This window comes from Curtobacterium flaccumfaciens, assembly GCF_013359815.1.
GTDB classification, from domain to species: Bacteria; Actinomycetota; Actinomycetes; order Actinomycetales; family Microbacteriaceae; genus Curtobacterium; species Curtobacterium flaccumfaciens.
This window is the reverse complement of the sequence record NZ_JABMCF010000035.1, coordinates 373,773-397,591: the sequence shown is the minus strand read 5'-3', so window position 1 is coordinate 397,591 and position 23,819 is coordinate 373,773. Positions and strand designations below refer to the sequence as shown.

General features: G+C 71.6%; 23 protein-coding genes and 1 tRNA gene. 9 read left to right on the top strand and 15 right to left on the bottom strand.

Annotated features, from left to right (window positions below; genetic code table 11):
- Window positions 1-23: 23 nt before the first annotated feature.
- The 5 genes from HP445_RS08035 to galU all read right to left on the bottom strand — a co-directional run bounded on the left by HP445_RS08035 (window position 24) and on the right by galU (window position 5,104).
- Window positions 24-1,901 (bottom strand): glycoside hydrolase family 25 domain-containing protein, encoded by a 1,878-nt coding sequence (locus tag HP445_RS08035; protein WP_128780594.1) that lies wholly within the window; start codon window positions 1,899-1,901, stop codon window positions 24-26.
- Window positions 1,902-2,098: 197 nt separating this feature from the next.
- Window positions 2,099-2,174, bottom strand: a tRNA-Ala gene (locus HP445_RS08030).
- A 73-nt stretch (window positions 2,175-2,247) separates the two neighbouring features.
- Complete coding sequence (locus HP445_RS08025) at window positions 2,248-3,348, bottom strand: hypothetical protein (RefSeq protein ID WP_128780593.1); 1,101 nt, start codon at window positions 3,346-3,348, stop codon at window positions 2,248-2,250.
- Window positions 3,349-3,466: 118 nt separating this feature from the next.
- The gene (locus tag HP445_RS08020) at window positions 3,467-4,126 is read right to left on the bottom strand and encodes a GNAT family N-acetyltransferase (protein WP_110865431.1); all 660 of its coding nucleotides are present in this window, start codon (window positions 4,124-4,126) and stop codon (window positions 3,467-3,469) included.
- 87 nt (window positions 4,127-4,213) lie between these two features.
- Window positions 4,214-5,104 (bottom strand): UTP--glucose-1-phosphate uridylyltransferase GalU, encoded by an 891-nt coding sequence (gene galU, locus HP445_RS08015; RefSeq protein WP_027466560.1) that lies wholly within the window; start codon window positions 5,102-5,104, stop codon window positions 4,214-4,216.
- Window positions 5,105-5,218: 114 nt separating this feature from the next.
- Here galU and HP445_RS08010 point away from each other — a divergent pair, with 114 nt between their 5' ends.
- From HP445_RS08010 to mscL, 3 genes are all read left to right on the top strand, one after another.
- The gene (locus HP445_RS08010) at window positions 5,219-5,803 is read left to right on the top strand and encodes a 5-formyltetrahydrofolate cyclo-ligase (RefSeq protein ID WP_111024332.1); all 585 of its coding nucleotides are present in this window, start codon (window positions 5,219-5,221) and stop codon (window positions 5,801-5,803) included.
- A 1-nt stretch (window position 5,804) separates the two neighbouring features.
- A complete protein-coding gene (locus HP445_RS08005) occupies window positions 5,805-6,095 on the top strand; it encodes an FmdB family zinc ribbon protein (RefSeq protein WP_027466562.1) in 291 nt (96 codons plus the stop codon).
- Between the two features lie 77 nt (window positions 6,096-6,172).
- Window positions 6,173-6,667 carry a large conductance mechanosensitive channel protein MscL gene (mscL, locus tag HP445_RS08000; protein WP_128780592.1) on the top strand — a complete coding sequence of 165 codons (495 nt, stop codon included), beginning with the start codon at window positions 6,173-6,175 and terminating at the stop codon, window positions 6,665-6,667.
- A gap of 93 nt (window positions 6,668-6,760) precedes the next feature.
- On the opposite strand, the gene HP445_RS07995 is transcribed toward mscL, so the two are convergent.
- Together HP445_RS07995 and HP445_RS07990 are read right to left on the bottom strand one after the other, a co-directional pair.
- On the bottom strand, window positions 6,761-7,345 hold the full coding sequence (locus HP445_RS07995) for a CDP-alcohol phosphatidyltransferase family protein (protein ID WP_051596961.1): 585 nt from the start codon (window positions 7,343-7,345) through the stop codon (window positions 6,761-6,763).
- A 302-nt stretch (window positions 7,346-7,647) separates the two neighbouring features.
- Entirely contained in the window at window positions 7,648-11,475 is a 3,828-nt protein-coding gene (locus tag HP445_RS07990; RefSeq protein ID WP_111038986.1) for an ATP-binding protein, read from the bottom strand.
- A 185-nt stretch (window positions 11,476-11,660) separates the two neighbouring features.
- Here HP445_RS07990 and HP445_RS07985 point away from each other — a divergent pair, with 185 nt between their 5' ends.
- The 3 genes from HP445_RS07985 to HP445_RS07975 all read left to right on the top strand — a co-directional run bounded on the left by HP445_RS07985 (window position 11,661) and on the right by HP445_RS07975 (window position 14,071).
- Window positions 11,661-12,533: an HpcH/HpaI aldolase/citrate lyase family protein gene (locus HP445_RS07985; RefSeq protein WP_017887994.1), complete on the top strand. Its 873-nt coding sequence runs from the start codon at window positions 11,661-11,663 to the stop codon at window positions 12,531-12,533.
- 10 nt (window positions 12,534-12,543) lie between these two features.
- Window positions 12,544-13,011 carry a DUF6264 family protein gene (locus HP445_RS07980; RefSeq protein WP_111030703.1) on the top strand — a complete coding sequence of 156 codons (468 nt, stop codon included), beginning with the start codon at window positions 12,544-12,546 and terminating at the stop codon, window positions 13,009-13,011.
- A 181-nt stretch (window positions 13,012-13,192) separates the two neighbouring features.
- Window positions 13,193-14,071, top strand: coding sequence for an aldo/keto reductase (locus HP445_RS07975; protein ID WP_071244093.1), 879 nt, complete (start codon window positions 13,193-13,195; stop codon window positions 14,069-14,071).
- Window positions 14,072-14,164: 93 nt separating this feature from the next.
- Here HP445_RS07975 and HP445_RS07970 read toward each other — a convergent pair whose 3' ends face one another.
- Together HP445_RS07970 and HP445_RS07965 are read right to left on the bottom strand one after the other, a co-directional pair.
- Window positions 14,165-14,653: a hypothetical protein gene (locus tag HP445_RS07970; protein WP_128780591.1), complete on the bottom strand. Its 489-nt coding sequence runs from the start codon at window positions 14,651-14,653 to the stop codon at window positions 14,165-14,167.
- Window positions 14,653-15,060 (bottom strand): hypothetical protein, encoded by a 408-nt coding sequence (locus HP445_RS07965; RefSeq protein WP_071404030.1) that lies wholly within the window; start codon window positions 15,058-15,060, stop codon window positions 14,653-14,655. Before HP445_RS07965 ends, HP445_RS07970 begins: the two co-directional genes overlap by 1 nt.
- A gap of 148 nt (window positions 15,061-15,208) precedes the next feature.
- Between HP445_RS07965 and HP445_RS07960 the strand changes: the two genes are divergently transcribed.
- Window positions 15,209-16,174: an NAD(P)H-quinone oxidoreductase gene (locus HP445_RS07960; protein WP_128780590.1), complete on the top strand. Its 966-nt coding sequence runs from the start codon at window positions 15,209-15,211 to the stop codon at window positions 16,172-16,174.
- On the opposite strand, the gene HP445_RS07955 is transcribed toward HP445_RS07960, so the two are convergent.
- The 6 genes from HP445_RS07955 to HP445_RS07930 all read right to left on the bottom strand — a co-directional run bounded on the left by HP445_RS07955 (window position 16,171) and on the right by HP445_RS07930 (window position 22,350).
- A complete protein-coding gene (locus tag HP445_RS07955) occupies window positions 16,171-16,947 on the bottom strand; it encodes an amino acid ABC transporter ATP-binding protein (RefSeq protein WP_128780589.1) in 777 nt (258 codons plus the stop codon). The genes HP445_RS07960 and HP445_RS07955 overlap by 4 nt on opposite strands.
- Window positions 16,944-17,822, bottom strand: coding sequence for an amino acid ABC transporter permease (locus tag HP445_RS07950; RefSeq protein ID WP_110862374.1), 879 nt, complete (start codon window positions 17,820-17,822; stop codon window positions 16,944-16,946). The genes HP445_RS07955 and HP445_RS07950 overlap by 4 nt, the downstream gene beginning before the upstream one ends.
- A gap of 4 nt (window positions 17,823-17,826) precedes the next feature.
- Window positions 17,827-18,648, bottom strand: coding sequence for an ABC transporter substrate-binding protein (locus tag HP445_RS07945; RefSeq protein ID WP_111032377.1), 822 nt, complete (start codon window positions 18,646-18,648; stop codon window positions 17,827-17,829).
- Window positions 18,649-18,731: 83 nt separating this feature from the next.
- Window positions 18,732-19,250, bottom strand: a complete 519-nt coding sequence (locus tag HP445_RS07940; RefSeq protein WP_241660406.1) for a cupin domain-containing protein — start codon at window positions 19,248-19,250, stop codon at window positions 18,732-18,734.
- Window positions 19,247-20,632 carry an amidohydrolase family protein gene (locus HP445_RS07935; protein ID WP_241660405.1) on the bottom strand — a complete coding sequence of 462 codons (1,386 nt, stop codon included), beginning with the start codon at window positions 20,630-20,632 and terminating at the stop codon, window positions 19,247-19,249. Before HP445_RS07935 ends, HP445_RS07940 begins: the two co-directional genes overlap by 4 nt.
- Complete coding sequence (locus tag HP445_RS07930; protein WP_128780588.1) at window positions 20,629-22,350, bottom strand: adenosylhomocysteinase; 1,722 nt, start codon at window positions 22,348-22,350, stop codon at window positions 20,629-20,631. The genes HP445_RS07935 and HP445_RS07930 overlap by 4 nt, the downstream gene beginning before the upstream one ends.
- A gap of 81 nt (window positions 22,351-22,431) precedes the next feature.
- On the opposite strand from HP445_RS07930, the gene HP445_RS07925 reads away from it, so the two are divergent.
- Window positions 22,432-22,701 carry a glutaredoxin family protein gene (locus HP445_RS07925; protein WP_017888006.1) on the top strand — a complete coding sequence of 90 codons (270 nt, stop codon included), beginning with the start codon at window positions 22,432-22,434 and terminating at the stop codon, window positions 22,699-22,701.
- Between the two features lie 136 nt (window positions 22,702-22,837).
- Window positions 22,838-23,812, top strand: a complete 975-nt coding sequence (locus HP445_RS07920) for an amidohydrolase family protein (protein ID WP_206647606.1) — start codon at window positions 22,838-22,840, stop codon at window positions 23,810-23,812.
- The last annotated feature ends 7 nt before the right edge of the window (window positions 23,813-23,819 follow it).

Here is a 23,819-nt window from a genome sequence, read left to right as displayed (position 1 = left end):
GTCGCAGATCGCGTGCCCCTGCGTCAGCTGCAGGACCAGTCGCGGTCGATCGCGGTCGAGCCGAACGGCGTCACGTACTGCGTCATCCTGATGGGTCCACCGAGCAGACGAGCGCCGGAGCAGGCCGCCTGAGCCTGGTCGAGACGGGCTGCACCGAGCGCGATCCAGCTCGGCAGCGGCCGCAGCGGACTCGATGCCGGGACGGTCCCCATGATCTTGTTGAACTGGTACGAGGTCGAGTAGACCCCGATCTGGGTCACTCCCGCGTCCTGCAGGGCCTTCGTCATGCCCTCGAGCGCAGCACGGTTCTGCCCGGCGTCCGAGGTGACGTACGACAGTCCGGTCTCGACGTCGAGCCACCAGCGGTACTGACCAGGATTGGTGACTCCGCGGGTGTTGGCTGCTTCGTAGGCGCGGGCGTACCCGTACATGTACGAGCACGCTGCCGTCGTCTTCCAGGTCGACTGCGCACCGGACTGCGGTGTGCAGGTGCCGTACGCCGTGGGCACAGCGACTGTCTGGCCGTTCGGCGCGAGGTTCGACGTCGGCCAGACCGAGGCTGCCCGTGCCCCGGGGTTCGTGAAGAGCGAGTAGACCTGCGTCGTCGGCTGGGCGGTGCCCCCGGCGGAGGCCGCGGCCCAGCCGAGCTGCTGTTGCAAGCAGGGGTTCGTCGTGTTGGCCCGTTCACCGTTCACCCCGACGATCCCGAACGACTGGTCGCTGGGGACGGTCTTGCCGCACTGCGGCCAGGAGATGTCCACGCCGGTCCCCGAACCCGTCGATCCATCCAGGAAGTACCCGACGACGTCGACGTAGACCGTTGCAGTCCCGCCGGACACCTTCGCCTGCACCTGTCCTCCGGCTGCGAGCGGCGCGATCAAGGCGTTCCCGATCGTCTGACCCTTGGCGTAGACCTGCGTCGGCACGCTCGAGGCCAGCCCCGCGCCGACGACGCGGAGTGATCCGCCGGTGCTTCCCTTGCCGACCTTCGCGTTGATGACCGCAGCGGTCGCATTGCGCGGGACACCTGCGGTGCCGGCGACGGTGACCTTCTTCGCGGTGGTCCCGGCAGCGACGGTCGCAGCTCGGACCGGGTGCGCGGGGACGAAGACCGAACCGTCGGCGTTCGGCGCGTAGTACCCGACCACGTCGGCGAGCACCCGTGCGGATCCGGAGGAGACTCGCGCCTGCACGGCGCCCCCGGAGAGCCTGACCGTGGTCGTGTTGGCGACGGTGATGCCCTTCTCGTACATCAACGAGACGACCCCGGCGTTGTTGCCGGACGGGGTGATCCGCAGCCGACCACTCGTTGCGGGGCGGGAGACGTCGGTCTGGAGCACCACTGCGGTGGCGTTCGCCGGGACACCCGCCTTCCCCGCGACCACGATCTTCTTCGCCGCGGTGGACACCGTTCCGTTCAACACGTTCGTCGGCGGCAGCGGCGTGTACGTGGAACCGGATGCACTCGTGCCGTACCACCCCGCAACGTCGAGCGAAACGGTGGCCTTGCCCGCGGACACCTTCACCTGGGCCTTGCCCGAGGTGAGGCCGACCGTGGTCGTGCCGGAGATCGGCTGCGCCCGACGGAAGTTCTGGATCGCGGGGCTCGCCGTGCTGCCTGCAGGGGCAACACTGACGTACCCGGCGGCGCTCGGGGCGTTCACCGTCGCGGTGAGCACGACAGCCGTGGCCGAAGCGGGGATGCCGTTCCTGCCGCCGAGGGTGACCGTCGTCGCGGTGCTCGTCGCGGTTCCGGACCAGGCTCGTGCCGGTGCGACGGGGGTGAATCGGCCGGTCGTCGGGGCCGCTGCCGATGCCGGCGCGACCGGCCCGACGACGGCGAGCCCGGCGGCGACGGCGAGCACCGTGCCGATCGATGCGATGGCGGTCCTGAAGCGCACGTGTTCCCCCGTTTCCCGCGCCGGTCGGCGCACGGGGAGTCTAGGGCGGTGCGTTGGACAACACACCACCCCTGTCCGTGAACTGTGTCGAACGATCCACCTGACTCGGCATGTGGAGGACGATCGACTCGCCATGACCGCCAACGACAGAACGGCCCGGAACCTGTGGGTTCCGGGCCGTTCTCGTGGTTGCTACCTGGTGGAGCTAAGGGGATTCGAACCCCTGACCTTCTCATTGCGAACGAGACGCGCTACCAACTGCGCCATAGCCCCAAGTGCTCGACCACACTAGCACCCTCGTTCGGCCCAGCCGAAATCGCCGGTGGGCCTTCGGGCGTGCCGCGGGTCAGACCGCGCGGCGCCGTCGCATGATCGCGTCGAGGTCGGCCTGCTGGTAGGCGTCGTCGTCGAGGACACCCATGCCGGCCCACTTGCTCGGCGGCCCGGCGGGCTCGTCGGCGGGAGCAGGAGCGGCGGGAGCAGGAGCAACGCCGGCCGACGCAGCAGGGGCCCGGAGCCCGAGCCGCTCGGCCAGACGCCCCTGGTCGTGCGCGGACAGCGACGCCGCAGCCTCTTCGAGCTCGGGCCGCATCCGCGACACCCTCGCCAGCGACGGGTCGGACTCCCCGGCGCGGATCGCCGCAGCTTCGGCCTCGGCTTCCGCCTTGGCCGCGGCGACGCGCTCCTTCAGGCGGGCAGCGAGTTCCGCCGACGACTCGGGCGACGCGGCCGGAGCGGCCGGCCGCTCCACGTAGAGGGGTTTCGGCACGTGGTTCGGGGTCCAGGAGCGGTCTGCTGCAGGCCCAGCGGGCTGCTCGGTCGACAGGGGCGGCGCCGGGTCCGTCCATGCGGTGGCCGGCCGGGAGGCGCGGGTCGCGCCCGTCTCGGCGGCCGCGAGACGCTGCTTCCGCGCCGTCGCCACCTGGTGCAGCTGGGCCAGGACCGCTGCGGACCCACCGGCGGCGACGAGTCCGGCGACACCGACGAGCCAGAGTGACGGTGCCGTGACGAAGACCACGAGGGCGATGACGACGCCGAGCGTGCCGAACAGGGTCGCCCCGAGCCGGGAACGGCGCATGCGCATCGCGGTCAGGGCCGGCACGGCGGACGCCCGCTCGAGCACCGGAGCCTGCTCGGCCAGACGGCGGGTGATCTCACGCTGCCGTGCGGCTTCGTGGGCTCGGACGATGGCGGTGCGCTTGGCCTCTTCGGACCGGGCGACGCGTTGCGCCTGGGCGAGGGACTTCGCGTTCATCTCGATGCGGACCTCGTCCGGCAGCTCGGCGGTCTGCGCGAGGATCCGGAGGGTCTGCTGCAGCCGGATGGCGTTCCGCTCGGTGGCCAGGTACTGGCGGCGGGCGGCCCACGACGGCATCAGGTAGACGAGCCAGAGGACGGCCGCGACGAGCAGGACGATGCCGCCACCCCACGAGCCGATTCCTGCCATGCGAACACGGTAGGGGCGGCGGTTCCCGCGCCGCGTCATTGCCGGACGCGTGTTGCGCGTGTCGGGACGGAATCCGTGGGAGGCGAGCCGCGCCTCCAGGCCCGTCAGACGTGGGACGTCAGATGCGGGGCGTCGTGTCCAGCGGCATCGCCGCCTCGTCGCGTGCGGCGAGCGGCACGGCCCCCACGCCGGGCGGCACCTGCCCCTGCACCCAGCGCTCGAGGACGCCCCCGCGGACCTCTTCCGCCACAAGCGCGAAACAGAAGTGGTCGCGCCAGTCCCCGTTGATGTGGATGTACCGGCGTCGGAGTCCCTCGTACCGGAAGCCGAGCTTCTCGACGACGCGCAGGCTCGGGGCGTTCTCCGGCCGGATGCAGATCTCGATCCGGTGCACGCCGAGCGAGCGGAAGCAGTGGTCGACGGCGAGGGCGACCGAGATCGGCGTCACGTTGTGGCCGGCGGCGTCCTCGACGACCCAGTAGCCGATGGAGGCGCTCGCGAGCGAGCCGTAGGAGATGCCGGAGACGTTGAGCTGCCCGACGAAACGGCCGTCGAGCTCCATCGCGAACGGCAGTCCGAGTCCCGCGCGGGCGTTGGCCTGGAGCGCGCGGATGCTGCCCCGGACGTCGGTGGAGACGTGTCCGGAGGGGTTCGTGGCCTCCCAGGTGCGGAGCCACGAGCGGTTCGTCGCGAGTGCCGCGTCGAGGTCGCGGGTGTCGCGGAGCCGGAGGGGCCGGATGGTGACCCGCCCGTGGGACAGGGTCGGGATCGTCGTCATCGCTGGGTTCCTCCGGGGTCCCGCCCCGGTGCGGGACGGGGTGTCCCGCCCGGGTCCGTGATCACCGGACCCGAGCGGGATGGCCGACTATTCGCCCGCGTTGAACTCCTTCAGCCACGACTTGAGGTCGGGGCCGAGGTCATCGCGGTCCGAGGCGAGCTGCACGATCGCCTTGATGTAGTCGAGTTTGTCACCCGTGTCGTACCGGCGTCCACGGAACACGACGCCGTACACGCCGCCGGTCCACTCTTCGGCGCTCGCCATCTTCATGAGCGCGTCGGTCAGCTGGATCTCGCCGCCCTTGCCCGGCTCCTGCTTCTCGAGGACGTCGAAGACCTCGGGACGGATGACGTAGCGGCCGATGATGGCCAGGTTCGAGGGCGCTTCGCCCTGCGGGGGCTTCTCGACGAGGCCGGTGATCTTCACCACGTCGTCGGTGTCGGTCGGCTCGACCGTGGCGATGCCGTACAGGTGCGTCTGCGACTCGGGGACCTCGAGCAGGGCCACGATCGTGGCGTTCTTCTCGCCCTGGACCTCGATCATGCGCTGGAGCAGCGGGTCACGAGCGTCGATGATGTCGTCACCGAGGAGCACGGCGAACGGCTCACGCCCGACGTGCATCTTCGCGCGGAGCACCGCGTGGCCGAGGCCGAGCGGGTCACCCTGTCGCACGTAGTGCATGTCGGCGAGGTCCGTCGACTGGTTCACCTTCTGCAGCTTCTCGTGGTCGCCCTTCTTGCGGAGGGTCTCCTCGAGCTCCGACACGTGGTCGAAGTGGTTCTCGAGCGCGTTCTTGTTGCGCCCGGTGATCATCAGCACGTCGGTCAGCCCGGCACCGACAGCCTCTTCCACCACGTACTGGATGGCCGGCTTGTCGACGACGGGGAGCATCTCCTTCGGCATCGCCTTGGTTGCGGGGAGGAAGCGGGTACCCAGCCCTGCGGCCGGGATCACCGCCTTCGAAATCTGGAAGCCCATGCTCAGACCGTATCCGATCCCCCTTTCGAGGGCATGTCGTCGCTCCGGGGGACACGGGACCCCGCGTGTTCCCGGCGGGAAGCCGCAACCGTGCCCCTCGGTAGACTCCTGCGCATGATCGCCGATCTCGGGAACGAGAAGCGCGCCCTGCGAGCCGAACTCCGGCAGCGGCGGCGCACCCGGACCACGACCGAACGCGACGCGGACACCGAGACCCTGACCGCGACCCTGCAGCGCTTCGTCGAGGAGCGCCAGGTGACGTCCCTCGCCCTGTACCTGTCCGCACCGGACGAGCCGAACGTCCGGCCGTTCCTGAACTGGGCGTTCGGGCAGGGCATCCGCGTGCTGCTGCCGATCACCCGCGAGGACGGCCTGCTCGACTGGGCCGTGGGCGACGGTGAGAGCGAGACCGAGAGCCTGCTCGGCCTGCCCGAGGTCGTCGGCGAGGTCCTGTCCCCGCTCGCGATCAACGACGTCGACGCGATCCTCGCCCCGGCGGCGGCGGTCGGGCACGACGGCGTCCGCATGGGCTGGGGGCGCGGCTACTACGACAAGACCCTCGGGTCCATGGCGAACCGTCCGCCCGTCTATGCTGTGATCTTCGACGCGGAGTACCTCGACGAGGTCCCGCGCGAACCCCACGACGAACCCGTTGACGGCATCATCACGCCGTCGCGCATCATCACGTTCCGGAGCTGACGTGCCCACCTACTCGTACCGTTGCACCGAGTGCGACAACGCGTTCGACATCAAGCAGTCCTTCTCCGACGCCACCCTGACGGAGTGCCCGGTCTGCGGCGGCGTCCTGCGGAAGGTGTTCTCCCCGGTCGGCGTGACCTTCAACGGCGGCGGCTTCTACCGCACCGACTCGCGCCCGGCCCCGAAGTCCGAGGGCTCGTCGAGCACCCCCGCGAAGTCCGAGCCGAAGAAGTCCGAGCCGGCGAAGAAGGCCGAGTCGAAGCCCAGCGGCTCGAAGCCCGCCGCGTCCTGACGCGGTCTGCGCTCTCCGGATAGGTTGGGGCGCGTCGCCACTCGGCGGCCGTCCTCGACCCGGAAGGAGACCCTCGCATGAAGGGCTTCAAGGAGTTCCTGCTCCGCGGCAACGTCATCGACCTGGCCGTCGCAGTCGTCATCGGTGCGGCGTTCACCGCGATCGTCAGCACGATCGTCACCAGCCTCATCAACCCGCTCATCGGTGCGGTGTTCAACGCGTCGAGCCTGGACAAGGCGCTCATCGTCCACATCCCGACGGTCTCCGGCGGGGACGCGAAGATCCTGTTCGGCGCGATCATCGGCGCCGTCCTGAACTTCGTCATCGTCGCCGCGGTCGTGTACTTCGCGCTCGTCGTGCCCGTCAACCACCTGAAGAAGGTGGCGTTCGAGCGCGTCAAGAACGACGAGGAGCAGACCCCGCAGGACGTGCCCCCGACCGACGTCGAGGTGCTGCTCGAGATCCGCGACCTGCTCCGCCCGCAGAACGGCGGCGCGACCAGCACGGGGGCGCACATCGCCCCGTCGAACGCTCCCGAGGGGCCCGGCATCGGCGGCTCGACGAAGCTCTAGCTCCGGCGTCGTCGCAAGACACCGGTGTTCCCGCTCTGCACCCCCGCAAACCGCGGTGCGCAGCGTGAACACCGGTGTTTTGCGCGGGGGGCGTCAGGCGGCGGGGACCGCGCGACGCTTCGCGAACATCGCGACGGCGTACTGCGCGCCGGCGAGCACGTGCCCCGCGGTGCCGAGGTACACGAACACCAGGGCCACGACCCGGACCCACGGCGCGTTCTCGTCGACGGTGTGCACTGCGGAGAACAGCAGCACCGGCAGCCCGACGAACAGCAGGGCCGAGCGGATCTTGCCCGTCCACGTGACGTCGAGGTCCGGGTTGCCGTGGAACAGCACGCTCGACAGGACGACGAGGACCAGGTCGACGAGCACGACGACGGCCACCACCCACCAGGGCAGCAGGCCGACGAGCACCAGCGACAGCACGATCGCGATGATGGCGAGGCGGTCGGCGACGGGGTCGATGGCCTTGCCGAGCTTGGATCCCTGGTCGAACTTGCGGGCGATGAAGCCGTCCGCCCAGTCGCTCACGCCGATCACGACGAGGGCGACGAGCGCCCACCCCGGGTGGCCAGCGACGACGAGGCCGATGAACACCGGGATCAGCACGAGGCGGAACAGCGTGATCAGGTTCGGCCAGGTCTGCCAGTCGGGGCGCTGTCGCGCGGTGTCAGTCATCACGGGCCAGGCTACCGGTTACCAGTGCGGTGGGACGTCGCGCCGGAGCTGGTCGTCGTTCTCACCGTCGCGGTGTCGCGCCGGTTCCGGCGGCGGCGTCGGGTCGTAGCCCGCCACCGGCTGGGTGGTGACGCGTCTGCGGCGCCGCACCGGGCCTCCCGGCTGGTCCGCCGTCTCGCCTCCGTCAGCGGCGGGACGGACGGGAGGCGCGGCTGACGACGCGTCGTCGACTCGCGTCCACGTGCCCACCAGCTGGTCCGTCTCCGGCGTCACCGGACCGGCGGGCCGCGAGGCCCGGCGGCTCATCGGCGCGCGGGGATCGGCGGGATCGAGATCTCCTGCGTGGCGCCGCGGTCGACCCCGAGCACGGACGCGACGGTGTCGGCGACGCGGTCCGGGTCGGAGAACAGCTGGAACGCGTGCACGCGCACGTAGTGCCAGCCGAGTCGGCGGAGGACCTCGGGGCGCAGGCGCAGGGACTCGCGCAGCGATCCCTTGACGAGCGACGCATCGGTCTCGATCGTGACGCAGACCCCGCCGTGCGCGGCGACGAGGCCGAGCTTGCCGCGGTGTCCGAGCGCGACCGGGATGCCACGCATCTCGAGGCGCCGGGCCAGGTCGACGAGCAGCGGGTCGGAGTCGTCCGGCACGTACTCGGCGGTGGTGCGGGCACGCACCTCGGCCAGGATCTCGGCGAGGGCGACGGTGCCGTGGCCCATGCGCTCGGCCTCGATGTCCGACGGCTGGAAGCAGGTGACGATGACCATCGAGCGACGCGCACGGGTCATGGCGACCGCCAGCAGCCGCTCGCCGCCGGGCTTGCCGAGCGGACCGAAGTCGCGGAGCACGCGGCCGTGCGGGGTGCGGCCGTAGCCGATGGAGAACACGACACGGTCGCGGCTCTGCGCCACCGACTGCTCGAGCGTCGCCACGATGAACGGCTCGGCACGGTCGCCGATGACGAACTCGGTCAGGTCCTTGTGGCCCTGGGCGGCGGTCAGCACGGCCTGCTCGACGCGCACGGCGTGCTTCGCCGACGCGGTGATGACCATGAGCGACTCGGTCGGACGGGTGCGGGCGTGGTCGATGACGAGCCGGACCACGCGGTCCACCTCGGCGTCGACGCTCTCGACGGCACCGGACTCGGGGTCGGGCACGGCCTTGCCGTCGCTGACGTAGTCGAGCGCGATCGAGCCGTGGCCGAGGAACGAGCCGGCCCACGGCAGGGACTCGATCTTGCCGCCGTAGAAGCGACGGTTCACGAGCTCGGCCAGGTCCTCGCCGCCGGCGCGGTACGACCGCGACAGTGACAGGGTCGGCAGCAGGGTGGACAGCTTCGCCAGGGCGGAGTCGGCGTGGAACGCGTCGAGCGTGCCCTCGTCGACCTGCAGCGCCCGGTGCTCGGGGTCCACGGCGATGCGGAACGGCGACGGCGTCTGGGTGACCGGGTCGCCGAACACGACGGTCTGCCGGGCACGTCGGACGGCACCGACGGTCTCGGCGATCGTCACGGCGCCGGCGTCGACCAGGATCACGGTGTCGAAGGGCATCGTGTCGGCGATCTGGGGCACCTCGTACGGGCTGGCGAGCCAGACGGGTGCGATCGACCGGGACAGGTGCGGTGCGGAGTCCTGCAGCAGGCGCGAGGTGATCGCGCCGTCGCGGAGCTGGGTCTTGAGCGCGGTCGCTTCTTCGGGCCAGTCGACGAGACCGACCTTCCAGTTCTCGGCGAGCTGCCACGCGAGGCCCTGGGAGACCCCGGCCGCGTGGGCGTCGTCCACCAGGCGGAAGTCGGCCTCGACCCGGTCGAGCATGTCGGTGTTGGCGCCGAGCAGCGCCCGGTCGGACTCGAGCATGGTCTCGAGGGCGGACTGCCACCAGGCGAGCTCGAGCTCGGCCGGCACCTGCACGTCCGGCACGTGCCGGTTCGCCAGGTCGGTGATGAGCGGCTCGAGCTGCAGGTCGCGCAGGGTCTGCATGAGCTCGGTGCGCTCCTGCAGGTTGTGCAGGACGTCGGACTCGGCGGCGAGCTCGGCGATGGTCGGGACGAGCTGGTCGACCGGGGTGTTCGCGAGCTGGCGGTCACGCTCGGTGCGGCCCAGCGGCTCGTCGAGGCGCGCGAGGTCCTCGGCGACGTTCGAGAACAGCACCTGGACGTCGGCGATGCCCGTGGGCACCTCGGGGTTCACGCCGGCGGCGACGTAGCGCTGCCAGAGCACCCGCTGCTGCTGGACGCGGGTCAGGGCCTCGTGCAGGTCGGACACGTGCACGCCCGGACGGACGTACTCGCGGGCGAGCTTCTTGAGCCGGCGACGGTTCGTCGACGACATCGGAGCGCCCTCGCCGCGGGGGGCGGTGGCGGCCACGAGCTCGGACACCGAGCGGTCGAAGACCACCGGCAGGAAGCGGTCGAGCGTGTCGCGGATCTCGGTGAGCAGGCGCAGGTAGATGCCGAGCTCGTTGATCGTCGTGAACTGGCGCATGTGCGTCGAGCTCACCAGGTCGTGGGCGCGGCGGAGCAGGGTCGGCAGGCCGTCGGCGTCGAGGTCCTTCGCGATGCGGTGCGCACGCTGGGCACCGTCGCTCGAACCGAACTTCGCGCCGTACCAGGGCGAGTCGTCGGGCCCGTAGCGGAACTCACCGAGGTTCGCAGCGCTGACCATCGTCTCGGCGACGCGCGAGCGGCCCTCGACCATCGAGGCGACGGACTGCTTCGACAGGCGCGCGGTGGTCGACGGGGCGACGGGCAGCAGCGACAGGCGCGACAGCTCCACCAGGCAGTCGAGCACCGAGACGCCGAAGTCGGGGTCCTTGCGGGTGAGCGAGCCGCGGTAGTCCTTGAGCACCTTGCGCAGGCGGACCAGGGCGTCGTCGACCTCGCGGAGGTTCGGACGCGCGGCCTTCTCGTTCCGGGCGATCGCACGGACGACGTCACGGCGCAGGGTCGACGGCGTGACCGCGACCCCGGGCAGCTGGACCTCGCCGAAGCGGGCGGCGATGCCCCGCAGGGTGGCGCGGCGCGGGCTCACGACGAGCACGCGCTTGTTCGCGGCGACCAGGCCGCCCAGGGCGTTCACGATGGTCTGCGTGCCGCCGGTGCCTGGAAGGGTCTTCACGACGATGGAGTTGCCGGCCGTGATCTGCGCGATCACGTTCTCCTGCTCGTCGTCGGCGTCGAGCAGGAGCGTGTCGGTCTCCGGGCTGCGCTCGTCCGACGGGGTCTGCTCGACCGGGTGGTACGACTGTTCGACCTGCCACTTCGCGCTCGGGTTGCCGGCGAGGGCGTCGAGCACGGGGTGCGACAGGTCGCCGGTGTCCTCGACCATGCCGGTCGCGACCTCGGCGAAGGTGGACACCACGAGGCGTGCGTGCACCGAGAAGCCGGGGATGTGCGCGGTCAGGCCGCGCAGGCGGTCGATGACGGGGTTCGGCGTGAACGAGCCGTCCTGCTGCGCGAGGGCCACGAAGGACTGCGCGTCGAGGATGACCCCGAACTGCTCGTGCAGCGCGTCGGCGAGGCCCGGGTTGAGCACCGGTTCGCCGAGCAGGCGCACCTCGAAGTCGCGTCCGTGCCGGCGGATCGCCAGGGGACGCAGGAGCACCGGGCCGCGGAACTGCTCGTCGCCGTGCTTCCAGTCGGCCATGCCGATGCCGAGCTTCACGGCGTCGATGCCGCGCACGGTGGCGAGCTCGGTGCCCTTCGCCTCGACGTGTCCGGCGGCCACGCGGGCGGCACGGAGCGCCACCTCGTCGCGGATCAGGCTCGACAGCAGGGTCGTCTTGCCGGTGATGAACTGCGCGAGACCGCCCGGGTGGGTGGTCGAGAGCTCGATGCGGGCGCGCGGGTGGTCGCTGAAGTGCGTGAGCGGGCTCGTGCCGCCGACACCGGTCAGCTGGGTGCGCCAGCCGTCCCACGTCGGTTCGGCCGCGTTGCCGGCCTGCAGCCGCGGGTCGCCGAGGCTGATCGCCTGCGGGCTCGTCATCTGCAGCTCCGGGCGGAGCGTGCGGTCCGGCTCGTCGTCGGTCCGTTCCTGGTCCACGTCCTGCTGCTCGTCTCGATCGTCGTCGGGGCGCGCGCGGGCACCCTCGACGGGGACGTCGTCGTTCACGTCGTCCTCACCGTCGGTCACCCTGTCCGCTCGCCACACATCCGACACTGTAGGCGGAACCGGACGGCCTCTCTGGCAATGAACCGAGGTTTCGGGGTTTCCGCACGGACGTGACCGCCGTGCGGCCCGACGCGCGCCGCCGTCCGACCCGACGTGCGGCGCGCCCGATCCGACGGCAGCCCCGTCCGGTGTGGTACCAACGGGGCATGGCCATCGACGACCGCACCGCTCCGTCCGCCCCCACGCCGAACCGGCGTCGATCGGTCCCCGCCGAGATCTCACGGTCGTGGCTGCTGGTCTCCGGCACCGCCACCGACCGGTTCGACAAGTCCCAGCGCTCCCGCGCCGACCAGATCATCCTGGACATCGAGGACGCCGTCGACCCCGCCGCGAAGCCCTCGGCCCGGCAGGGCGTCGCCGCCTGGCTGGCCGGCGGTGGCGAGGCCTGGGTGCGCATCAACGACGTCACGACGGACTTCTGGGCGGACGACGTCGAGGAGCTCCGCGGCCTTCCCGGGCTGCAGGGCGTCATGCTCGCCAAGACCGAGTCCCCCGCCCAGGTCACCGACACCTGGCACCGGCTCGGTGGCCAGACGCCGGTGATCGCCCTGGTCGAGTCGGCCCTGGGCATCGAGGAGTCCGTGTCGATCGCCAAGGCGCAGGGCGCGTTCCGCCTGGCCTTCGGTTCCGGCGACTACCGCCGCGACACCGGGACCAGCGCCGACACGCTCGCGATGGCGTACCCGCGGTCGAAGCTGGTCGTCGCCTCGCGCGTCGGCGACCTGCCGGGCCCGATCGACGGCCCCACGGTCGGCTCGTCGCACCCGATCCTCCGCGAGCAGTCGCAGGTGGCCGTGTCGCTCGGCCTCACCGGCAAGCTCTGCCTGGACACCGAGCAGCTCCCCGTCATCAACGAGGTCATCTCCCCCACGCCGACCGACGTCGCCTGGGCGCAGGACTTCCTGGACGACTTCGAGGCCCGCGGCCGGGTCATCCGCGACGGTTCCGACCTGCCACGGCTCGGTCGGGCGCAGAAGATCCAGCGGCTCGCACAGGCGTTCGGGGTCGAGGCGCGGTAGGACTGCACGCATGACCTGGTCCAACGTCCCCGGCCCTCCGCCGCAGTCCTCCTCCGGCCCCACGGACGCGCAGCGCGCGGCGTGGGAGCGCGGTGGCACCACGCTGTTCCCGCCGGCGAAGCTCGCCGACCGGATCTCGACGGTGCTGCTCCTGGTGTTCGGCGCCGTCATGACCGCGATCACGGCGGTCGTCGGCATCGTCGCGATCGCCTCGGCCACGGCGGAGTGCGACGCCTCGTCGGGCTGCACGCCCGGCGGGTACTTCGGTGGCGCGGCCATCGCGGTCGGTGGCGCCTTCGTCATCGGGGTCGCCACGATCGTGCTGTCGATCGGCGCGTGGATCCGGCGGAAGCCGTCGTGGTGGATCGCCGCGATCGGCTTCGTGCTCGCGATCGTCGTCATCGTGTGGGGCGGGGTCGTCTTCGCGAACGCCGTCGACAGTGGTTCCGCCTCGTCGTCGGTGTCCGCCAGCGCCTGACCGGCACCACGCTTCCGACAGGACACGCGTCGATCGACGCGTGTCCTGTCCGAGAACGCGTGTGCGTTCCGGCCTGGAGGCGCGAAGGCGGGGCCGCCACGCGCCTCCAGTCCGCCTGTCGGTCACGGCCACGGCGTGACCACCTGGGCGTGCGAGCGCACCCCCGGCGCATGCTGGGCCGATGAAGCAACGAGTCATCGGAGACGTGTCCGTCAGTGCCATCGGTCTGGGCGGGATGCCCATGTCGATCGAGGGCCGACCGGACGAACGTCAGTCCATCGCCACGATCCACGCAGCGCTCGAGAACGGTGTCACGCTCATCGACACCGCCGACGCGTACCACCTGGGCGGCCACGACGAGGTGGGGCACAACGAGGAGCTCATCGCGCGGGCCGTCCGGGAGTTCCACGACGACACCTCGGACGTGCTCATCGCGACGAAGGGCGGACACCTGCGCCCCGAAGCCGGCAACTGGGCACAGAACGGGCACCCGGAGTACCTGAAGGAGGCGGCGAAGGCCTCGGCGAAGCGGCTCGGCGTCGAGCAGATCGGCCTGTACCAGTTCCACCGCCCCGACCCGGCAGTGCCGTACGCCGACTCGATCGGGGCGCTCGCCGAGCTGCTCGACGAGGGCGTCATCCGGATGGCGGGCATCTCGAACGCCGACCCGGACCAGATCCGCACCGCGAACGAGGTGCTCGGCGGACGCCTGGCGTCGGTGCAGAACCAGTACTCGCCGAAGTTCCGGTCGAGCGAGCCGGAACTCGAGCTGTGCGACGAGCTCGGCATCGCGTTCCTGCCGTGGAGCCCCCTCGGTGGCATCGGGAGCGCGGCGGACCTCGGCACGGCGTTCGAGGACTTCGCGTACATCGCCCGCGACCGTGGGGTCACCCCGCAGGTCATCGCCCTGGCGTGGGAGCTGCAGAAGAGCGACGTCGTGGTGCCGATCCCCGGTGCGTCGCGGCCGCAGTCGATCCTGAACTCGATCACGGCGCCGACCGTGCGGCTGCGGCCGGAGGACGTCGCACGCCTCGACGCCTCGCAGCCCGCGGCCGTCTGACGCCCGTCCCCCCGACGGGGGAAGCACGTCGCCCCGCCGCTCCTGGTCCAGGAGCGGCGGGGCGTCGTCGTGCGTGGCCGGGCGTGTGCCCGCTCAGCTCTTGGCGGGGCAGACCGCCGAGACCTGGTCGAGCGTGGTCTGCACCTCGGACTGGGCCTTCGTGACCTCGGTGGAGTCCTCGGCCGCGCCGGAGCGGATGGCCGAGCTGTAGCCCTTGGCCGCGCCGGAGAAGTCCTCGAACGTGTCGTGCACCTGGTCGTTCGAGACCTTCGTCAGTGCCGAGTCGATGCGCTGGACGAACTCGTCGACGAGCGCCGCACGGGCCTTCGGCTCGGCCGGGGCAGAGCTGGAACCCTGCTCCTTGAGGAACGACGCGAGTTCGTTCTCGAGCAGCGAGCAGGCTTCCTGCTTGGTCTGGGCGGGTGCCGCGGCGGCGGTCTTCGAGGCCGACGGTGCGCTGGACGAGCCCGAGTCGCCCCCGGAGGAGCCGCCGTCGGACGAACCGCCGTCGCCGCCCGAGCAGCCGGCGAGCAGCGTGAGTGCGAGGCCGGCGGTGACGAGCGCGGTGAGGGTGCGGCGCATCAGGAGTTGCACTCCTTCTGGAACGCGTTGCCGGCGTCCTGCACCTTGGTGCTGGACTTCGTCAGGGCCGAGACGTCGGCCGACTGCGGGTCGTCGGCGATGTCCTCGATGTCGTCGACCAGGTCGCCGTAGGCCTCTTCGAAGGCGTCGCCCTTGGCCTTCAGGTCGTCGTCCGACAGGTCGTCGACGCCGTCGGAGATCTTCTCGTCGAGCTCCTTGAGCTTCGTGACGGCGGCGTCCGGGTCGGACTGCAGGTTCGCGGCCTCGGACTGGACGCCCTGGGCGGCGGACTTGACGGTCTTCTCGAACTGCGTGCACTGCTCGGCCTTGGACGGCCCGGTCGAGCAACCGGCGAGCAGCGTGAGTGCGAGGCCGGCGGTGGCCAGCGCGATGAGCTTCTTGGGCATGGTGGAGAGTCCCCCTCGATCTGTCCGCACTCCCCCGGATGAGGTGCAGATCCGTCATCGAGCGTACAGGGAACTTCCACAGGGAGACCGGCCGGGTTGTGGGAGCCCGGCAGCCGGCCGGAGGCGGGTGGCGCGTACCGTCGAGGGCATGCGAGCCATCACGTTCGACGACGCCACCATGTCCGTCACCGACCTGCCCGACCCGGAACCCGGTACGGACGAGGTCCTGATCGAGGTCGCCGCGGCCGGCGTCAACAACGCCGACCTGCAGCAGCGCGCGGGGAACTACCCGCCGCCGCCCGGGGCCTCGGAGGTCCTCGGGCTGGAGGTCTCGGGCACCGTGCGGGCCGTCGGCGCGGGCGTCACGACCGTGGCGGTGGGAGACCGGGTGTGCGCGCTGCTCTCCGGCGGCGGGTACGCGGCACTCGTGGTCGCGCCGGTCACCCAGGTGCTGCCGGTCCCCGAAGGCGTCGACCTGGTGGAGGCGGCCGGCCTGCCCGAGGCAGCCTGCACCGTCTATTCCAACATCGGCATGCTCGCCGGGCTCCGACCGGGGCAGACGCTCCTGGTGCACGGCGGTACGGGCGGCATGGGGTCGCACGCGGTGCTGTGGGCGAAGGCCCTCGGTGCGACGGTGATCGCGACGAGCGGCGGCGACCGCAAGGTCGCCGCGTCCCGTGAGCTCGGCGCCGACCTGGTGGTCGACCACCGCACGGAGGACTTCGTGGAGCGCGTCATGGCGTTCACCGACGGTGTCGGCGTCGACGTGGTGCTCGACGTCGTCGGACCGTCCTACCTGGAGCGGAACCTGCAGGCCCTCGCCCCGAACGGGCACATCGCGGTCATCGCCTCGGGCAGCGGCCGCACCGCCGAGCTCGACTTCGGGGTGCTGATGCGGAAGCGCGCGACGATCAGCGGCACGACCCTGCGCGCACGGCCGCTCGCCGAGAAGGCCGCCATCGTCGAGGCGGTCCGCTACAACGTCTGGCCGCTGGTCGCCGACGGCCGGGTGCGCCCGGTCGTCGACTCGGTGCTGCCCCTGGCCGAGGTCGAGGAAGCCCACCGCCGCGTGCGCGACGGCGAGGTGATCGGCAAGGTGCTGCTGACGCCCTAGGCGTGCACGCGGGCGAGGAACTCGACGAGCGCCGGGTGCTCCGGGTGGTCGAGGACGTCGGCGGGGGAACCCTGTTCCACGACCTCGCCGCGGTGCAGGAACACGATCCGGTCGGCGACGTTCCGCGCGAAGTGCATCTCGTGCGTCGTCATCAGGATCGTCGAACCCTGCCGCTTCAGCTCGGTGACCAGGTCGAGCACCTCGCCCACGAGCTGCGGGTCGAGGGCGCTCGTGACCTCGTCGAGCAGCAGGAGTTCCGGGTCCGACGCGATCGCCCGGACGATGGCGACGCGCTGCTGCTGACCACCGGACAGGCGGTCGGGGTACGCATCGGCGAACGAAGCGAGACCGATCCGGTCGAGCAGCCGGCGCGCGGTGTCCTCGGCCTGGGCCCGTCCGATGCCGTGCACCTGGCGGGAGGCGAGCGTGACGTTGTCGAGCACGCTCATGTGCGGGAACAGGTTGAACTGCTGGAACACCACACCGATGCGCGCCCGAACGGCGTCGACGGCGACGCGCGGGTCGGCGATGTCCGTGCCCTGCAGCAGGATCTCGCCGTCGTCGATGCCCTCGAGCAGGTTGACCGTCTTGAGCAGCGTCGACTTGCCGGAGCCGGAGGCCCCGATGACGCAGATGACCTGGTGCCGGTGGACCGTCAGGTCGATCCCGCGCAGGACCTCGTGCTCGCCGAAGGCCTTGCGCAACCCGCGCAGTTCGAGGACCGCGGCGTCCGTACCGGACGCACCACGGGCCTCCAGGCCGGCCTCGCTCATACGGTCCCTCCGATCTGTTCGCGCCGCTGCTGGCGACGCGCGATCGCGTCCGTGACGCGGATCAGCGGCAGGCTGATCACCACGAACAGCAGCCCGGCGACGAAGTACGGCGTGAAGTTGTAGGTCTCGGCCTGCGCGATCTGGGCGGAGCGGACCGCGTCGACGGCCCCGAGGATCGACACCAGACCGACGTCCTTCTGCATCGACACGAAGTCGTTCATCAGCGCCGGGGTGACCTTGCGGATCGCCTGCGGCAGCACCACCAGCCGCAGGGTCTTGGCGTGCGAGAGTCCGAGCGACCGGGCGGCCAGGCGCTGCGAGGGGTGCACGGCCTCCATGCCGGCGCGGAGCACCTCGGCGATGTACGACGAGTAGGTCAGGGTGATCGCGATCGTGCCCCAGACCTCGGCGGGGAGCCGCGGGAACACCCCGAGCCCGGGGATGCCGTAGCCCACCAGGTAGAGCACGATGATGAGCGGCAGGCCACGGAACAGGTCCGTGTAGCCGGTCGCGAGCATCCGCAGCGGGAAGAACACCGGGTTGCGCAGGCCGCGGACGACCGCGAGCAGCGTGCCGAACACGGCGACGCCGATGGCGCTGAAGAACAGGATCCGGACGTTCAGCCAGAGGCCCAGCAGGATGTCCGGGAACGTGTCGACCGCGGTCTCCGGGTCGAAGAACGACTGCTGCACCGCTGCCCAGCCGGGGGTGTTCACGACGCCGAAGTACACGACGGCGAGCACGACCAGGGTGGAGACGACCGACACCACGACCGAGCGACGGCCACGCTGGCGGCGGTAGAGCCGACGCTCGAGCTCGACCTGGCTCGGCGCGGGTGCGGCGACCGGGGTGCCGGCCCCTGCTGGCAGGGTCATCCGGTTACTTCAGGACCGGCGTGCCGGTCTCCGACGACAGCCACTTGGTCTGCAGGTCCCGCAGGGTGCCGTCGTCGTCGAGGGTCTTCAGGGCCTTGTCGACCTTGCTCGTCAGCTCCGAGTCCTTCGGCAGGACGAAGCCGAACTGGTCGCCCTTGCCGTCGTCGGGGAACTGCGCGGACACGGTGCCGTCGTCGACCTGGGCCGAGGCCATGTAGAACGCCGTCGGCAGGTCGGTGACGATCGCGTCGATCTGCCCGGACTTGAGCGCGAGCACGGCGTCGTCGTTGGAGTTGAACACCTGCGGCGTGACCCCGAGGACGTCCTTGACGCTCGCGATGCTCGTCGAACCGGTCGCGACGCCGATCGCATCCTGCTTGAGGGCAGCGATCGTGGTGTCGCCGGCGGCCTTCGACCCGGACGTCGTCACGACCGCCTGGGTCGTCGTGTAGTAGGCGCTCGACATGTCGACGGCCTTCTTGCGCTTCGCGTCGATCGAGAACTGCTGGACGTTGAGGTCCCAGTCCTTCGGGCCCGGTGCGATGGCGCTGTCGAAGGTGCTGCGCTTCCACACGACGTCGGACTTGCCGTAGCCCATCTCCTTCGCGACCGCGTAGGCCACGGCGGACTCGAAGCCTTTGCCGGACTGCGGCTTGTTGTCCTCGACCCAGGGCGAGTACGCCGGGTCACCGGTGGCGATCGTGAGCTTGCCGTCGGTCACGGTGCCGTCGGCGTTGCTGCTGCCCCCGGCGGAGCAGGCCGACAGGGCGAGGGCGGCGACCGCGGCGGTGGCGACGGCGAGGGTGAAGCGGAGGTGACGGGTCACGGTCGGGCCTTCGTGCGAGGGGGGTGGGGGCAGGTCGAAGTGTACTTCGCAGTGGGATACCAACGCGAAACGGTGTCGCGGTGCTACTCGGCGGCAGGGTCCCCGTCGTCGGCCATCGTGAAGTCGTCGAACGAGAAGCCCGGCGACACCAAGCAGCTCAGCAGCACCTCGCCGTCGCCCGGGATCGTCCGCTGCCACACCCCGCCGCGCACGAACGCCTGCGCGTCGTTCACCCGGTCGCGTCCGGCGTCCGGGCCGAGCGTGATCGTCGCGCCGGGCTCGGGGACGTCGCCGTCGCCGCCGAGCTGCAGGTCGACGGTGTCCGGCCCGTGCCACATCCAGATCTCGTCGCTCGTGACCCGGTGCCATGCGGAGGCCTCGCCCGGGGGCAGCAGGAAGTGGATCAGGGTGGCGGCGGGACGGTCCCCCGCGGGGGTGGTGACCGTCGCCGGCGAGGTCCAGGTGCGGACGTACCAGCCACCCTCGGGGTGCGGTTCCATGCCGAGGGCGATCGCGCGCTTCGGCACGTCGAGCCACTCGATCAGCTCACCGGTGACGGTTCGGCGTGCGGCCATCCCGGGGTGGGGTGCGGACTCGGTCATCGTTCCTCCTGGTGCGGTGCGGGGATGTCCATGTGCGGGGAAGCCGGTTCGGTGACGACGCCCGCCGCGGCGCGGACGACCCCACGGATCACGGTGGCGGCCGCCCGCCCGGCGCCGTCCTCGACGAGCTCGGCGAGCGCGTCCGGCACGGTGCGGGCATCGACGTCGAAGACCGCCAGGTCGGCGCGCGCCCCGACGGCGAGGTGCCCGATGCGGTCCGACCCGACGGCGAGGCCCATCGCGTGCGCACCACCGAGGGTCGCCGCCGCGAGCAGCCGCTCGTGCAGGTCACGGTGCCCGTAGCCCTGGGCGCGCGCGATCCGGTGCAGCGCGGTGACGTCGGCCATCAGGTCGAGGGACGGCGAGGACGACAGGGAGTCGGTGCCGATCGCGATCGGGCTGCCCTCGCGCAGGTAGTCGGCGACGGGCGGTGGGTCGAGCCCGATGACGGCGTTCGAGCGGGGGCACAGCGCCACCGCGGTGCCACGGGCACGCAGGAGCGCCCGGTCGGCGGCGGTCATGTACACCCCGTGGGCGATGTGGCAGTCCGGCCCGAGCACGCCGAGGCGGTCGACGAACGCGGTCGCGCTGGCACCGAAGCCCAGGGCCCGAAGCGCCCGGAACGACGGCACGTTCGCCAGGTGCCAGTCGTTCCCGTGGCCGACGCCGTCGACCCCGTCGAGCCCGGGGACCGGGCCGAGGGCGGTGCGCTCCCCCTCGAACGCCGCCTCGCCGAGGTGCAGGTGCAGTCGCAGACCGCGCTGCCGCACGATGTCGGGGAGCTCGAGCAGCGGGGCGACCTCGAGCGAGTACGGCGCGTGCGGGGACAGGCCGGCGCCGGGCGTCGTGGGGATCCGGTCGAGTTCGTCGAGCACCTGGTCGCGACCGTGCGACTGCCAGGCGTCGTTCTCCCAGTCCATCACCTCCCAGTACGCGATGCCGCCGAGCCCGGCGTCCTGCAGCGCGGTCGAGGCCTCGATGTCGGTGACGATGTCCGCGATGCTCGTGACGCCGGCCAGGATCGACGCCCGTGCACCGTCCGCGGCTTCGGCCCGCCAGTCGTGCGGTTCGGCGTAGTCGACGTTGAACGCTGCGGCCCAGTCCTCGAATCCGCTGTACTGCCGTTGGCCGACACTGGCCATGCCGGTGTACTGGAGGTGCGAGTGCGCGTTCACGAGTCCGGGCAGGAGCGCGCCACGCCACTGCCGCTCGGTGAAGGTCGCGTCGGACCCGGTGAGCTGGTCGATGACCCACGACCGGTCGCCGACGTGCAGGATCCGGCCGTCCTGCACGGCGACCGCGCCGTCCGCGATCGGTGGCGCCGTCATCGGGACGACGACGCGCGCCGAGTGCACCGTGACCGGGTGCTGTCGGGCGCTCACTCCGGGGCTCCGAAACGGTGCGTCCGGACGTCCGGCTCGCGGTCCGCCGGGTGTTCAGGGGGAAGGCCGGGAGGGCCGACGTACGTTCCGAAGGCGGCGAGCGCCGCGCGGGCGGTCACGTCGTCGACCGCGGGGTCGATCGGCACGACGGCACGCTCCAGCTCGTCGCCGCGCTCCAGGAGCATCCGGACGGCGCCGAGCTGCACGGCGAACGACAGGTCCATGATCTCGACCGGGTTGCCCTCGGCCGCGGTGATGTTGATGCAGCCCCCGTCGTCGAGCACGATCGGCCCACCGTCGGACCCGGGGAACACGAACCGCTCGGCCTTCGGGCCCACGTCCTGGCGCCGGGCCCCGGCGGCGAGCGCGTCGTCGACGGCGATCTCCTGGTCGACCCCTCCGGCGACGGCGAGGACCGCACCGTCCGCGCAGGCACGGAGCACCTCGAGGTCGATGGTGTCCGGCACCCCGGTGGCGCTCATCACGAGGTCGGCGTCGCGCACCGCCTCGACGAGCGGGGCCACGGCGCACCCGGCGAAGCGCGCCTGCAGGGCGCGGACCGGGTCGGTCTCGGCGACCGTCACCCGGAACCCGAGGGCGGTGAGCACCAGGGCGACCCCCTCGCCGACGTGCCCGAACCCGGCGACGACCGCCGCGCCTCCCGGCATCGCCCGGTGTGTGCCGGACGCGAGCCCGTCGACCAGGTCGAGCACCGCGAACACCGTCGACTGCCCGGTGCCGTACCGGTTGTCGAAGAACGTCTTGGTGCGGGCGTCGTTCACCGCGATCACCGGGATGCCGAGTTCGCCGCGCGCTGCCAGCACACGCAGGGGCCGCAGGCCGCTCGTGGTCTCCTCGGCGGCGCCGAGCATCGTCGGCAGCAGGTCGGGGCGTTCCTGGTGGGCGAGCCGGATGACGTGCGAGCCGTCGTCGAGCAGGATGTGCGGCGCGGTGTCGAGCATCGCGAGGGCCAGCTGCTTCTGCTCGGGGAGCGTCGCCGTGCTGCTCGCGAAGACCGTCAGGCCGGCCGACCGCAGTGCGTCGGCGACGGCGTCGTCGGTCTCGTCGGCGTGGGCGTAGACGACGACCTCGGCACCGGCGTCACGGAGCAGCAGGCTCAGCACGGCCGTCTTGGGCTCGAGGAACATCGCGACGCCGATGCGTGTGCCGCGCAGGAGTCCGCCGTCACGGAGTTCCGCGGCGACCGAGCGGGCAACCGGCATGGACCGTCGTGCCCAGCGCAGGCGTGCGTCCGCTGCGGGGTCGTCCTCGGGGTCGCGGCCGGTGGAGACGAGGAAGACGTCGTCGGACAGCATCGGGACGGCGAGCACGCCGGGGCGGGCAGGTGCGACGGGGCCGAAGGCGTCCTCGTCGACGGCGGGCAGGTACCGGCCGGCGTCGATGACGATCAGGGTGGTGCCGCGCGGGCGGTCGGCGGCCTGCTCGACGGCGGGGGTCGATTCGTCGGGCGTGCCGAGGCACCAGAGCTGGTCGACGAGGTCGGACGGGTGCTGCCGGTGCTGGTGTTGGTGGTTCGGCTGCTCGGCCTCGCGCGCGCCGAGTGCGGTCAGCAGGTGCCGCAGTGTCGCGGCGTCCCGGGGGTCACCGCCGACGATGCGGAACCGGCGGGCGGCGACGAGCAGGTTGGTCGCTGCAGCGAAGCGCCGGACGGCCACCGATGCCCAGGCCAGCGTCGCGGGATCGGGTGCTGGCGGCATGTGCCAATCGTAGGGTGAGCGGGGCGCGGGTCCGGCGGCGCTCCGGGAATGCCCGGGGGCGCTCCGACGTACTCTCTGCACATGAGCGATGCGACGACTGCCCCCGACCGCGTGACCATGTTCGGTGCCGACTGGTGCCGCGACTGCCGTCGGTCCAAGGCGCTGCTCGACACCCTCGGCGTGGACTACGAGTACGTCGACGTGGAGCAGGACCTGTCCGCGGCCGACCGTGCCGAGGCGATCAGCGGCCGGAAGAACATCCCCGTCGTGGTGCTGCCCAACGGCAAGCACTTCGTCGAGCCGTCGGACGCCGAGCTGCGAGCAGAGCTCGAGGCCTCCGGGGTCGTCTGATCGCCACTGGCCGCTGCGACTCCACGCGCCCAGCGACACCTCACGGGCACTGTGGCGCGTGAGGTGCCGCTGAGCGCGAGAGATCGCCGCGTCGGCACCCCGAGCGGACATCGGATGAATCGGGCATCATGAGCGCGTGATCATCGACGCTCACCACCACCTCTGGGATCCCGCCGACCGGCCGTACCCCTGGATGGACGACTCGGTCGCTCCGATCCGCCGCCGGTTCGACGTGGACGACCTCCGCGCCGCCACCCGGAGTCTCGCCGTCACCCGGACGATCGTCGTGCAGGCCGTGCACGACCCCGGCGAGACCGCCTGGCTGCTCGAGCAGCCCGAGCCGGTCGCCGGGGTCGTCGGCTGGGTGGACCTGACCGCCCCGGACGTCGTCGACCGGATCGCCGCACTGATCGCGGGGTCCGGCGGGGACCGGCCGGCCAGCAGCCGGCTGGCCGGCAATCGGCCGGCCAGCAGCCGGCTGGCGGGCAATCGGCCGGCCAGCCGCCAGCTGGTGGGCAATCGGCCGGCCAGCACCCGCCTGGTCGGCATCCGCCACCAGGCGCACGACGAACCGGACCCGGACTGGCTCGCCCGCCCCGAGGTCGTTCGCGGGGTCCGTGCGGTGGCCGCCGCCGGCCTGGTGTTCGACGTGCTCGTCCGAGCGCGTGAGCACCGCGCTGCCCTCGCGCTGCTCGACGCCGTGCCCGAGGGATCGTTCGTCCTCGACCACGCCGGCAAACCCGACATCGCGGGTGGGGATCCCGGGTGGGTGAGCCGGATCGACGACTTCGCCGCGCGTCCGAACGTGGCCTGCAAGGTGTCCGGACTGTTCACCGAGGCCGGACCGGAGTGGCGACGGCAGCCCGTCGACCGGTACGTCCGTGCGGTGGTCGAGCGGTTCGGCCCGGACCGGTCGCTGTTCGGGTCGGACTGGCCCGTCTCGACGCTCGCCACGACCTACGACGACGTGGTGCGGCGGACCACCGACGCGCTGGCCGACCTGACCGCGGACGAACGGCAGTCGGTGCTGAGCGGGACGGCGGAGCGCACGTACCTGCATGGAAGGACCCTCAGCACCGACGACCTTGTCGGCAACCCGGAGCAGACATAGGATGTCT

Excerpts from the sequence above, each read along its gene's own strand:
- HP445_RS08025 (WP_128780593.1), bottom strand. The coding sequence starts at position 3,348 with ATGGCAGGAATCGGCTCGTGGGGTGGCGGCATCGTCCTGCTCGTCGCG.
- HP445_RS08020 (WP_110865431.1), bottom strand. The coding sequence starts at position 4,126 with ATGACGACGATCCCGACCCTGTCCCACGGGCGGGTCACCATCCGGCCC.
- galU (WP_027466560.1), bottom strand. The coding sequence starts at position 5,104 with ATGGGCTTCCAGATTTCGAAGGCGGTGATCCCGGCCGCAGGGCTGGGT.
- HP445_RS08010 (WP_111024332.1), top strand. The coding sequence starts at position 5,219 with ATGATCGCCGATCTCGGGAACGAGAAGCGCGCCCTGCGAGCCGAACTC.
- mscL (WP_128780592.1), top strand. The coding sequence starts at position 6,173 with ATGAAGGGCTTCAAGGAGTTCCTGCTCCGCGGCAACGTCATCGACCTG.
- HP445_RS07995 (WP_051596961.1), bottom strand. The coding sequence starts at position 7,345 with ATGACTGACACCGCGCGACAGCGCCCCGACTGGCAGACCTGGCCGAAC.
- HP445_RS07985 (WP_017887994.1), top strand. The coding sequence starts at position 11,661 with ATGGCCATCGACGACCGCACCGCTCCGTCCGCCCCCACGCCGAACCGG.
- HP445_RS07980 (WP_111030703.1), top strand. The coding sequence starts at position 12,544 with ATGACCTGGTCCAACGTCCCCGGCCCTCCGCCGCAGTCCTCCTCCGGC.
- HP445_RS07975 (WP_071244093.1), top strand. The coding sequence starts at position 13,193 with ATGAAGCAACGAGTCATCGGAGACGTGTCCGTCAGTGCCATCGGTCTG.
- HP445_RS07970 (WP_128780591.1), bottom strand. The coding sequence starts at position 14,653 with ATGCGCCGCACCCTCACCGCGCTCGTCACCGCCGGCCTCGCACTCACG.
- HP445_RS07965 (WP_071404030.1), bottom strand. The coding sequence starts at position 15,060 with ATGCCCAAGAAGCTCATCGCGCTGGCCACCGCCGGCCTCGCACTCACG.
- HP445_RS07960 (WP_128780590.1), top strand. The coding sequence starts at position 15,209 with ATGCGAGCCATCACGTTCGACGACGCCACCATGTCCGTCACCGACCTG.
- HP445_RS07955 (WP_128780589.1), bottom strand. The coding sequence starts at position 16,947 with ATGAGCGAGGCCGGCCTGGAGGCCCGTGGTGCGTCCGGTACGGACGCC.
- HP445_RS07950 (WP_110862374.1), bottom strand. The coding sequence starts at position 17,822 with ATGACCCTGCCAGCAGGGGCCGGCACCCCGGTCGCCGCACCCGCGCCG.
- HP445_RS07940 (WP_241660406.1), bottom strand. The coding sequence starts at position 19,250 with ATGACCGAGTCCGCACCCCACCCCGGGATGGCCGCACGCCGAACCGTC.
- HP445_RS07930 (WP_128780588.1), bottom strand. The coding sequence starts at position 22,350 with ATGCCGCCAGCACCCGATCCCGCGACGCTGGCCTGGGCATCGGTGGCC.
- HP445_RS07925 (WP_017888006.1), top strand. The coding sequence starts at position 22,432 with ATGAGCGATGCGACGACTGCCCCCGACCGCGTGACCATGTTCGGTGCC.